Origin of the sequence: Mesorhizobium sp. M7D.F.Ca.US.004.01.2.1 (assembly GCF_003997785.1) — a bacterium.
Taxonomy (GTDB): Bacteria; Pseudomonadota; Alphaproteobacteria; order Rhizobiales; family Rhizobiaceae; genus Mesorhizobium; species Mesorhizobium loti.
This window is the reverse complement of sequence record NZ_RZRQ01000228.1, coordinates 1-9,807: the sequence shown is the minus strand read 5'-3', so window position 1 is coordinate 9,807 and position 9,807 is coordinate 1. Positions and strand designations below refer to the sequence as shown.

Below are 9,807 nucleotides of genomic sequence, written 5' to 3'. Positions count from 1 at the left end.
GTCAGGCCAACTGTCCACTAGCGCGCGTTTCGAGGAAAACATCGCCCTGGCGGCATTGTTGGTGACGGACCGGTTGGGCTCGCGCGAAAAACCTCGCCCGGATGGAAAGCCTTTCAACCCATATGTCCTGACCGATGAGGAACTTGACGGTGTTAAGAAATTGCTGATCGAACAGAAGGCGCTGCTTCTGACCCGCTATCAGGACAACCCGACGTTGTTCCAGCTTTTGCAGAGTGGCGCCGTCGTGGCGGCGACCGAATTCGCGCAAGTATTCCGTCAGCTTCTGACGGCCAAAGACCGTAACCCGAAACAGGATTTCCGCCATACGCTTAAGATGAAGGAAGGGGGATTGGGCTGGGTCGACACTTGGCTTGTAACGTCCGGTGTCGAGGATGGCCCCAAGCTCGACCTGTGCAACAAATTCATCGACAGAATGATCTCATCTGAGATCATGAAGCGGATCGGCGAGGTGGCCGGCTGCTCGACCACAATCGATCTAAGAGGAATCTCGACCGAGGAAGAGCGTAAAGTCTATCTGATGGATCGGTCGAGCGAGATCGCGGATCTTTTCATGTTTGATCAGCCATCCTCTCCCGAGAAATGGGAACGCGTGTGGTCGAACGTGCAGGCAGCCTAATCGTCCGTCATTCTCCCAAGCAATGACGCTACCCTCCGGCAGGGCGTTGCCCCGTCGGAGGGACCACGGCCCTCAATGTCAGGTGATCCAACATGAATCAGAGCCAACAAAACGGCGCCGAGGCCCCCTACATCCGGATTGCCAATATTTCGCGTCAATACGGCCAGGTCCGCGCGCTGCACGATCTCAGCATCGATATCGACAAACACGAGTTCATCGCCATTCTTGGCCCCAGCGGCTCGGGCAAGAGCACGCTGCTCAGGCTGATTGCGGGACTTGACCGGCCCACCGCAGGACGCATTTTTTTTGACGGCGTCGACGTCACAGACCTGCCGCCGCACAAACGCGGCATCGGGATGGTGTTTCAGGAATTCCTGTTGTTTCCGCACCGCACCGTTCGCGAAAATTTGGCCTTCCCACTGCGGATGACCAACCAGCCGCCGCAGATGATCCTCGAGCGCCTGGACTGGGCCGAGGCAATATTGTCGCTTAACGGGCTGATGGACAGGTACCCAAATCAACTTTCCGGCGGCCAGCAGCAGCGCGTCGCGCTCGGCCGTGGATTGGTCACCCACCCCACCCTCTTGCTGCTCGATGAGCCGCTCGCCAATCTCGACCGTGAATTGCGCAACGAAATGGAAGTGGAAATCCGCCGCTATCAAAAGCAACTCGGAATCCCTTTCGTCTATGTGACCCACAATCAGGAGGAAGCGCTGTCAATGAGCGATCGCGTCGCCGTGATCAACGGTGGCAAGCTCGAAGCCCTCGGTGAACGACAGTTGATCTACGACCATCCGCCGACGCCTTTCGTCGCGCGCTTCGTTGGCAAGTCGACACGCTTTGATGGGGCGTTCGATGCAGCCTCCAAGAAGGTCGATCTGCAGCGTTATAACTATTCTTTCCCTTATGAAGAGGTTGCCGAGCGCAAGGGCAACGCCCGCGTCGAGGTCTTCGTCAAGAACGAGCGCTTCGAACTGCTGCCATCAAGATCAGGGAGTGCCGGCATTCCCTGCACTGTCGCCGACGTGGTGCTGAGAGGACCCTTCGTGGAATACATCCTCGAAACCGAGGCCGACGAGCGCATTATCGCGGTGCAGCCCAAGAGAGAGGAACCTCTGGCACTCGGAACCAAGCTTTCGTTGTCGTGGAACCCCTCACAGTGCCACGTATTTCCGGCAGGGAGGTGAATGATGTCCGAGGCCGAAAATAGGCTTAACAGGCGCCTGTTCCTGCACATACCAACCGTCTTCCTGGTCATCTTCTTCGTCTTGCCTTTGATCGCACTGGTCGTTTTGAGCTTCTGGCAAACCGAGAACTACAAAATCGTCCGAGAATGGACGGCGATGAACTATGTGACGCTCGCGACCGAGCCAGCTTATTTCATTTTCTTCATACGTTCGCTGTTCATGGCGATCTTCGTTTCAGTATTCTCGGTCGTCGTCTCCTGGCCGATCGCCTTCTTCATCGTGCGTCACGGGGGTCGCTACAAGCTGATCCTTTCGCTGTTGCTTGCCGTGCCGTTCCTCTCTGGCGAAGTGCTGCGCCTTATCGCCTTGCAGGGCATGCTGGGGCCGACCGGCTTGGTCAACGGGGTGCTTCTGAAGCTAGGGGCCGCACCGCTGCGTTTTATCATGTATTCGAATTCGGCCACCTTCATCGCATTGGTCTATCTCTACCTGCCTATGGTGGTAACGACAGTGTATTTGTCGCTCTTGAATTTCGACTTTCGGCTGGCGAGCGCGGCGAGCGCCTGTGGTGCTAACCGTTTCCGGATATTTTCAGAGATCGTCTGGCCACTCAATCTGTCGGGTACAATCGTCGGGTTCCTCCTCTGCTTCATCCCGACGCTGTCGGCCGCGCTGGCGCCTCGCTTTCTCGGCGGTCCTAATGGCGTTCTTTACGGCATGTCGATCGCGCAGCAGTTTGGTGAGTCCGGCACATGGGCGCTCGGCGCCGCCATGGGTGTCGTGCTCTTCTTGTTTTCGATGCTGGTGCTCGGTGTCTTCAGCCTCGGAATCGACCTGCGCCGCACAGGTTTCACCGGAATGGGACGACAGTGATGTATGCACAGGCAAGCAATGAAAGGCTGACGAAATGGCTGATGGGCGCGATCCTGGTGATAGCCTATGCGTTCCTCTACATGCCGATCATCCACATCCTGTTCGCCTCGCTGTCGAGTCGGCCGAATTTTCCCTATCCTCCGGAGTTCGACTAGGGAGCTACATCAGGCTCTACACCAATACTGTATACCAGGACGCATTCCTGAACAGCTTGATCATCGCGACCTGTACATCGATCCTCTCGACAGTCCTAGGCTTCCTGGCAACGGTAGGGGTGTTGCGGTTCGGCGGGCGTAAAGCCCTCCTCTACGCGGCCTTCTTTGCGGGACCATTGTTCGTATCCGAGATACTGCTCGGCATCTCGTCCATGTCGCTCTACTATCTGGTCTTCGAACTGCAGGGCAACATGGTCACCGCCATAATCGCCAATTCGGTGCATTGCTTCTCGTTCTGTTTCCTGATCATGGCAGCCCTGCTCTACCGCTATGATTGGCGCATGAACGAGGCAGCTGTGGTCTGTGGCGCTTCGCCGGCACGCGCCTTCTACGAGGTGATGCTACCGCTGACTTGGTCGGGCATATTGGGCAGCCTGATCGTAGCCTTCGTGCTGTCGCTCAATGGCCTAGACATCTCGTTCTATTTGCTCGGCGCAACCCCTACTATGCCATCGGTCGCCTGGGGCGCACTGCGCTACGGCGTCAAGCCCGAACTCTACGCGCTTTCGTCGATCATCAACATTCTGGTGTTTGCCGCGATCACGGTGCTCTATTTTGTCGCCCGTTCGGACAAGAAACGGCCGATGGAATGACATGTCCTGCTTGTGGCGCCTTTGGTGGGCCGCATTTCCGGTGAGGCCATGTTTTGCACGTCTGAATTTCACACACGAGGACATTAGAGATCGCGGCAGATATGTGGGCGCTCTATGCCTTGCTTCGCCTCCGCTGTGAGGGACTCCAAGGGAGTGCGTCGCAAGTCTTACCTCCACAAAGCTTTGGAGTACGTTCGCTTTGTCGAAGCGTCCATCCGTTCGAGGCGGGGCAACCGTAGCCTCTGGACCAACTGTAACACCATATTTCCAGTAAGCGGTGTCCCGCTCCCGCCTTGACCAAGATGCTTTATCAATGTCGAGGACTGCAGCCATGACAGGGACGGCAACTATGCGCCATTTGCGGTCATTGGCTGTCTGTGCTTTCTAAGGATACGCTCCACCCTTCGACATGATTGCCTCGGTCGACGCTAACAGCCTGTAGGCATGTCGTGCACCTGGTCCCAAAGGTACCGCTTCCCGCCAAGGAGTGGTCGGCGACGGAAGGGCGTTCGAGTACACGTTGTGGGCATCTTAGAAAAAATAAATAAAATAATTATTATAGGTTATTCTGGTGGGCCCGGAGGGACTCGAACCCCCAACCAAGCGGTTATGAGCCGCCGGCTCTAACCATTGAGCTACAGGCCCCACGCGGGCTGGATTAATGTTTTTCCCGTCGCGGCACAAGGCTTTCCCGACAGGCTTTCGGAGATCGCCCAAATCAACCCATAATCGCGCTCTAGGCGACCTCTGCGACTTGATCGCAGACCAAGGAGATTTTCATGACCAGACACCTTTTGCCTCTCGCGCTCGCCGCTGCAATCGCTTTTCCGGCGATGGCTGGAGCCACCGATTTGCCGACGCCGCCCCGCATCATCGTGTCAGGCGAAGGCGAAGCAACCGTAGCCCCTGATCTGGCGGTCCTGACGCTGAGCGTCATGCGCGAGGCCAAGACCGCGCGCGCGGCGCTCGACGCCAACAATGACGCCATGGCCGCCGTAATCGCAGCGATGAAGTCGGCCGGCATCAAGGACCGCGACCTGCAGACCGCCGGCATCCAGATCAACCCGCGCTACAACTACACCAACAAGCCGGATGGCAGCCAGGAAGCCGAACTCGTCGCCTATCAGGTGACCAACACGCTTTCGGTGCGGGTGCGCGATGTCGACAAGACCGGCGAAATCCTCGACAAGGCGGTGTCGCTCGGCGTCAACCAGGGCGGCGGCATCGCCTTCACCAATGACAACCCGGCGGCCACGGTCACCGAGGCGCGCAAGAAGGCGGTCGCCAACGCCATGGCCAAGGCCAAGACGCTGGCCGAGGCCGCAGGCGTCAGCCTCGGCCGTGTGCTTGAGATCACTGATCAGAACATGGCGCCGACGCCAATGCCGATCAACGCCAAGGCTTTCGACGCCGCGGCGGGTGCTGCGGCTCCGGTGCAGGCCGGCGAGAATTCCTACAATGTGCAGGTCACCGTCACCTTCGAACTGAAATAAGCAGCTCTGACGATCCGTGGCTGAGCCTTGCCCAGCCGCGGATGCAATCACCAGCCGATAGCGAGCATGAAAAACCCCGCGGGATTGCTCCCGCGGGGTTTTTTCGAGCCACACCTTCAACTGGAAAGGGGCTCGGCTAGTCCCGGCTGATCCTCGCAGAGGATCATGCCGCGTCGACCTTCGCAGAGGGTCATGCCTCTATGATTCCGGCCTCAGCCTCAGCGATAGATAACCGGGCAACCGCGCTCGTTGGCGAACACGATGACGACGCGGTCGCCGTCCTGGCGGCCCATCACCTTGACCGTGCGGCGGTTGACGTCGACGATGCGGGCACGATAGAGGCCCATGCGTTCGGCCTTGTCGAGGGCGCGGTCCGGCGAACAGCCACGGCGCCAGCCGTCGCGACGCTCGTCACGACGATGGCGATAGCCATCGTCGCCGGCATAGACGCCGAAGCGCGGGTCGTTGTTGTTGCCGAAGCCGAGATAGAGGCTGTCGGCGTGAGCGGGGATAGCCGTCAGCGTGCCGAGACCGACCAGAGCCGAAAGGGCTGCCGTCTTGATCGTGTTGAACATCGTCTTCTCTCCTTTTTTGGGCTTTCGCCCGTCCTCGTGAACCGATGGGGGGAGAATGCACTTGCCTGTCTGAACTCTTTACGAACCTGCTGTTCATCTTCGGTTCATGTGGCGAGAAAAGGAAAATTCCGGCTATTCGCCATCGTCCGCAGGCTGCGGTGAACGCCAAAACGCCTGACACAGACCCTGTTCCCTACCAGCGGGCCAAGGATCAGGCGCCCCCGGCGCGAACCCCAGCAGTTCGTCGTTCTCTAACGCGAGCCCTGGCTCCTCGTCCCGGCGCGAGCCTTAGGGTTCGTCGTCCAGCATGTAGTCAAAATAGTCTTCCGGCTCGGCAAGATCGGTTTCGCTCGCCTTGACTCGGCCGCGCATCGAGATACCGGCTTCATGCACGGTCTCGGCACTGCCCGACACCAGCCGGTGCCACCAGTAGAGGTCGCGGCCCTCGGCCACCAGCCGGTAGGCGCAGGTGCTGGGCAGCCAGCTGATGGTTCGCACGTTCTGCGGCGTCAGCCCGACGCAGTCGGGAACACGCGCCAGCCGGTTGGCGTAGTCCGAACAGCGACAGGTCTCGGCGTCGAACAGCCGGCAGCCGACGCTGGTCCAGTAGATCTCGCCGGTGTCCTCGTCCTCGAGCTTCGAAAGGCAGCATTTGCCGCATCCGTCGCAGAGCGACTCCCACTCGGCCGGGCTCATCGCCTCAAGCGTCTTGGTTTTCCAGAATGGCGTTTCCATTCCCGGCATGTGGCCCCAGCCGCCGGTAAGGTCAAGCGCGGCAATGGTCGGAATTCGGCGATCGCCAGGGGAATGACACGAAGTTGCCTTCAAAAGGTCGGCCAATCGCCCTGCACGGCCTCTATTCACGCCAAACCGGAACCAATCGGCGCAAGATCGGTTTCGGCAAGGATGGGACCCCACAAGGAGAATTTTCGATGAAACGCCAACCACGGATTCTGGCCGGCACCGCACTTGGCCTGCTGATGGCATCCGCGCCGTTGGGCGCGTTCCCGCTTCAGGGAGGTGCCGCGTTTGGCCCCGCCCAGCGCACGTCAGCCCCATTCATTTTGGCGCAAGCAGCGTGCGCCGAGGGCGAATCGGCCGAGGCCTGCGCGCAGAAGCAGCAGGCGGAACCCGAACAGAAGCCCGAGCGCAGGAAGAAGGCCGAGCCTGAGCAGCAGGCAGCGCCTGCCCAGAGCGCGCAGCCCGCCGAGGAGCAGCAGCCACGCAGGAAGAAGCGCGATCAGCAGCAGCAGACCGAGCAGGTGCCAGCCGAACAGGCCGCACCCGCCGAGGAACAGCAGCCGCGCAGGAAGAAGCGCGATCAGCAGCAGCAGACCGAGCAGGCGCCGGCCCAACAGGCCGCGCCCGCCGAGGAACAGCAGCCGCGCAGGAAGAAGCGTGATCAGCAGCAGCAGACCGAGCAGGCGCCGGCTCAACAGGCCGCACCCGCCGAGGAACAGCAGCCGCGCAGGAAGAAGCGCGATCAGCAGCAGCAGACCGAGCAGGCGCCGGCAGGCCAGGCAGAACCGGCCAACGACAATCAGCCCGCCGAGCAGGCCAAGCCGCGCAAGAAGAAGCAGGACCAGCAGGCCGAACCTCAAGTCGCCCCGACGCCGAAGGAAGCTCCCGCTGGAGAGGCGACGGCCCCTGCCGGCGAACAGCCTGCGGCCCAGGGCGAGCAGCCCCAGGACAAGACCAAGAAGCATGGCAGGAAACCGGCCGGCGAGCAGCCGACCACCGGTGAGCAACCTGCCAATGGCGAGAAGCCCGTCACCGGCGAACAACCCGCCAATGGCGAAAAGCCGGCGACCGGCGAACAGCCAGCCACCGGCAAGCAACCGGCCAATGGCGAGGCGGCAGCACCAGTCCAGGGCGAAAACCCTGTGCAGGGCGAAGCCCCTGCCAATCCCAACGCTGCCCCCATCCTGGACAGCCAGAAGGATGCCGAGCGCAAGGGCGGCGGCCGGAAGCATGGCGACAAGAACACTCAGCAGAATGGCGGGCAGCAGAATGGCGGGCAGAACGCCCAGCAAGGCGGCGATCAGGGCCAGAAGCCGGTGGTCGCTCCCGTCGACCAGGGCCCGCCCCCGACCGACGACAAGGCCGCACAGCAGGAGATCAAGCCCGAGAAGATGATTCCGGTGACTGAGGAAAAAGGCAAGCGCCTCGATCGCGCGCCCGACGAGAACATCCGCGACCGCCGCCGTCCCAAGGGCGTCGACGTGCTCAAGGAGATCGGCGACCGCGTCATCATCCAGCTCGGCGGCCAGACGATCGTCCAGAGCAATGACGGTCCGCGCATGAACCGCGGCGCCAAGGACGTCTACTACGAGGATCTGCCGCAAGGCCGCACACGCGAGACGGTAGAGCGCGGCAATGGCGTCCAGATCGTCACCATCCGCAACCGCTACGGCGACGTCATCCAGCGTTCGCGCATCACGCCTGATGGGCGCGAATATGTGCTGAGCTATGTCGACGAGCAGGACTATCAGGATGAAGGCGACTGGCGCGATCCCGGCGACGACCTGCCGCCAATGCGTCTGACCATCCCGCGCCGGGAGTACATCCTCGATTCCGAGGATGTCTCGAGCCCGGACGATTACTACGACTTCCTCGAACAGCCGCCGGTGGAGAAGGTGCAGCGCCTCTATTCGATCGACGAGGTCAAGCGCTCGGCCCGCGTGCGCGATATTGCACGGCGCGTCGATCTCGACACGCTCAACTTCGAATTCGGCTCGGCCTCGATCTCCGACACCGAGGTGCAGAAGCTCGAGGGCGTAGCCAGCGCCATGGAGAAACTGTTGAAGAAGAACCCGGCCGAGACCTTCTTGATCGAAGGCCACACCGATGCGGTCGGCACACCGGAAGCGAACCTCGCTCTGTCCGATCGCCGCGCGGAAGCGGTGGCGGAAGCGCTGACCAACGCCTTCGGCATCCCACCGGAGAACCTGACCACGCAGGGCTATGGCGAGGAGTATCTGAAGGTCAACACCGCGGCGCCCAACCGCGAGAACCGGCGCGTCGCCATCCGCCGCATCACCTCGCTGGTGGCGCCTGTGGCCAGCAACAATTAGGTCATGTTTTCAAAACCATGACCTGGTTTGTGGAATCGGCGCGAGAAGCATCCATCCCCGGCCCTGCCGGGGATGGATCGACGTGCCGGGTTCAACAAGAATTGTACCGGTATGCAACCGGGCTCATTGAATCGACGGCGCACCTACCCCAGATTCAGGGCTGGGCGTTCCCTGCCCCGTCCCGACTCCAGCGGGACGCATTGAGCCCCGCCGGACCCTCTCCGGCGGGGTTTTTTGTCTTGCAAACAGTGGCGACCTGAAGGAGATACGGCCCGACTGAGAACCAACCGGAACCACTTCATGAAGCGTCTCGAACTCGCCATCGAATCGATCATTCTCGCCTCGCGCTGGCTGCTCGTCGTCTTCTATCTCGGGCTGGGCGTGGCACTGGCCATCTATGCGCTGTCCTTCGGCAAGAAGCTCTACGAGTTCGTCACCGTGGCCTTCACGCTCGGCGACACCGACACCATCCTGAAGATGCTCGGGCTGATCGATGCCGCCCTGGTTGCCTCGCTGGTGGTGATGGTCATCATCTCGGGCTACGAGAACTTCGTCAGCCGCTTTGACGACTAGGACGGCGGCGTGCACTGGCTGGGCACGATCGATGTCGGCTCGCTGAAGGTCAAGGTCGCCTCGACCATCGTCGCCATCTCGTCGATCCACCTGCTGCAGGTGTTCCTGAACTCGTCGTCCTACACGACCGACCAGTTGATGTGGCTGACCATCATCCACCTCGCCTTCGTCGTCTCGGCCCTCATGCTCGCCTATATCGACCGGCTGATGGGTCTGAGCAAAGGCAAGAAGGACGAGGCGTAACACCAATGGAAGAGGACGATCTTTCAAGGCTCGATCGACTTCGTCAGGCAATCGGCGAGGGCGATGAATCGGCGAGCCGGAGCTGTTCGACTTCGACCTACTTATCGAAACAAACCGCCGGCGGCTCGATCCTCGTCAGTAGATATTCTTGATCTTGCTGTCCGTCCGCGCAAACACCTCATCGGGGACAAAAAAATCGCCGGCCAAAGGCCCGGTCGCATCAGGCGCATAGACCGAAAAGTCGCTGACGCCCTCGGCGCGCAGAACCTCCTCGTCGATGTAGAAATTGCCTGATGCCTCGCGCGCCCGCCGCATGAAGATGGCGTGCGCGGCATCGGCCATGA

At 60.8% G+C, this 9,807-nt stretch carries 8 protein-coding genes, 1 tRNA gene and 3 pseudogenes; 8 read left to right on the top strand and 4 right to left on the bottom strand.

Going from position 1 to position 9,807, the window contains the following annotated elements; translation table 11 throughout:
- The 5 genes and pseudogenes from EN993_RS37115 to EN993_RS25005 form a co-directional block, all read left to right on the top strand.
- Positions 1-637, top strand: a pseudogene (locus EN993_RS37115) (hypothetical protein); the annotation flags it as partial.
- Positions 638-729: 92 nt separating this feature from the next.
- Positions 730-1,824 carry an ABC transporter ATP-binding protein gene (locus tag EN993_RS25015; RefSeq protein ID WP_127265097.1) on the top strand — a complete coding sequence of 365 codons (1,095 nt, stop codon included), beginning with the start codon at positions 730-732 and terminating at the stop codon, positions 1,822-1,824.
- A gap of 3 nt (positions 1,825-1,827) precedes the next feature.
- Complete coding sequence (locus tag EN993_RS25010; RefSeq protein ID WP_109661311.1) at positions 1,828-2,697, top strand: ABC transporter permease; 870 nt, start codon at positions 1,828-1,830, stop codon at positions 2,695-2,697.
- A complete protein-coding gene (locus tag EN993_RS37110) occupies positions 2,697-2,852 on the top strand; it encodes a hypothetical protein (RefSeq protein WP_164757795.1) in 156 nt (51 codons plus the stop codon). Before EN993_RS25010 ends, EN993_RS37110 begins: the two co-directional genes overlap by 1 nt.
- A 176-nt stretch (positions 2,853-3,028) precedes the next feature.
- Positions 3,029-3,505: an ABC transporter permease subunit gene (locus EN993_RS25005; RefSeq protein ID WP_206532412.1), complete on the top strand. Its 477-nt coding sequence runs from the start codon at positions 3,029-3,031 to the stop codon at positions 3,503-3,505.
- Between the two features lie 569 nt (positions 3,506-4,074).
- Here the strand turns inward: EN993_RS25005 and EN993_RS25000 are convergent.
- A tRNA-Ile gene (locus EN993_RS25000) sits at positions 4,075-4,150 on the bottom strand.
- A 134-nt stretch (positions 4,151-4,284) separates the two neighbouring features.
- Here EN993_RS25000 and EN993_RS24995 point away from each other — a divergent pair.
- On the top strand, positions 4,285-4,998 hold the full coding sequence (locus EN993_RS24995) for an SIMPL domain-containing protein (RefSeq protein ID WP_127265095.1): 714 nt from the start codon (positions 4,285-4,287) through the stop codon (positions 4,996-4,998).
- 218 nt (positions 4,999-5,216) lie between these two features.
- Here EN993_RS24995 and EN993_RS24990 read toward each other — a convergent pair whose 3' ends face one another.
- Together EN993_RS24990 and EN993_RS24985 are read right to left on the bottom strand one after the other, a co-directional pair.
- Positions 5,217-5,573, bottom strand: a complete 357-nt coding sequence (locus EN993_RS24990; RefSeq protein ID WP_109660073.1) for a hypothetical protein — start codon at positions 5,571-5,573, stop codon at positions 5,217-5,219.
- Between the two features lie 288 nt (positions 5,574-5,861).
- Positions 5,862-6,308: a YcgN family cysteine cluster protein gene (locus tag EN993_RS24985; RefSeq protein WP_109660071.1), complete on the bottom strand. Its 447-nt coding sequence runs from the start codon at positions 6,306-6,308 to the stop codon at positions 5,862-5,864.
- 197 nt (positions 6,309-6,505) lie between these two features.
- Here EN993_RS24985 and EN993_RS24980 point away from each other — a divergent pair, with 197 nt between their 5' ends.
- Together EN993_RS24980 and EN993_RS24975 are read left to right on the top strand one after the other, a co-directional pair.
- Complete coding sequence (locus EN993_RS24980; protein WP_109661307.1) at positions 6,506-8,647, top strand: OmpA family protein; 2,142 nt, start codon at positions 6,506-6,508, stop codon at positions 8,645-8,647.
- A gap of 300 nt (positions 8,648-8,947) precedes the next feature.
- Positions 8,948-9,463: pseudogene (locus EN993_RS24975) on the top strand (TIGR00645 family protein).
- 135 nt (positions 9,464-9,598) lie between these two features.
- Here EN993_RS24975 and EN993_RS24970 read toward each other — a convergent pair.
- Positions 9,599-9,807 (bottom strand): annotated as a pseudogene (locus EN993_RS24970) (short chain dehydrogenase); the annotation flags it as partial.

Bases quoted from the DNA above. Each gene is read 5' to 3' on its own strand.
- EN993_RS25015 (WP_127265097.1), top strand. From the start codon at position 730: ATGAATCAGAGCCAACAAAACGGCGCCGAGGCCCCCTACATCCGGATT.
- EN993_RS25010 (WP_109661311.1), top strand. From the start codon at position 1,828: ATGTCCGAGGCCGAAAATAGGCTTAACAGGCGCCTGTTCCTGCACATA.
- EN993_RS37110 (WP_164757795.1), top strand. From the start codon at position 2,697: ATGTATGCACAGGCAAGCAATGAAAGGCTGACGAAATGGCTGATGGGC.
- EN993_RS24995 (WP_127265095.1), top strand. From the start codon at position 4,285: ATGACCAGACACCTTTTGCCTCTCGCGCTCGCCGCTGCAATCGCTTTT.
- EN993_RS24990 (WP_109660073.1), bottom strand. From the start codon at position 5,573: ATGTTCAACACGATCAAGACGGCAGCCCTTTCGGCTCTGGTCGGTCTC.
- EN993_RS24985 (WP_109660071.1), bottom strand. From the start codon at position 6,308: ATGGAAACGCCATTCTGGAAAACCAAGACGCTTGAGGCGATGAGCCCG.
- EN993_RS24980 (WP_109661307.1), top strand. From the start codon at position 6,506: ATGAAACGCCAACCACGGATTCTGGCCGGCACCGCACTTGGCCTGCTG.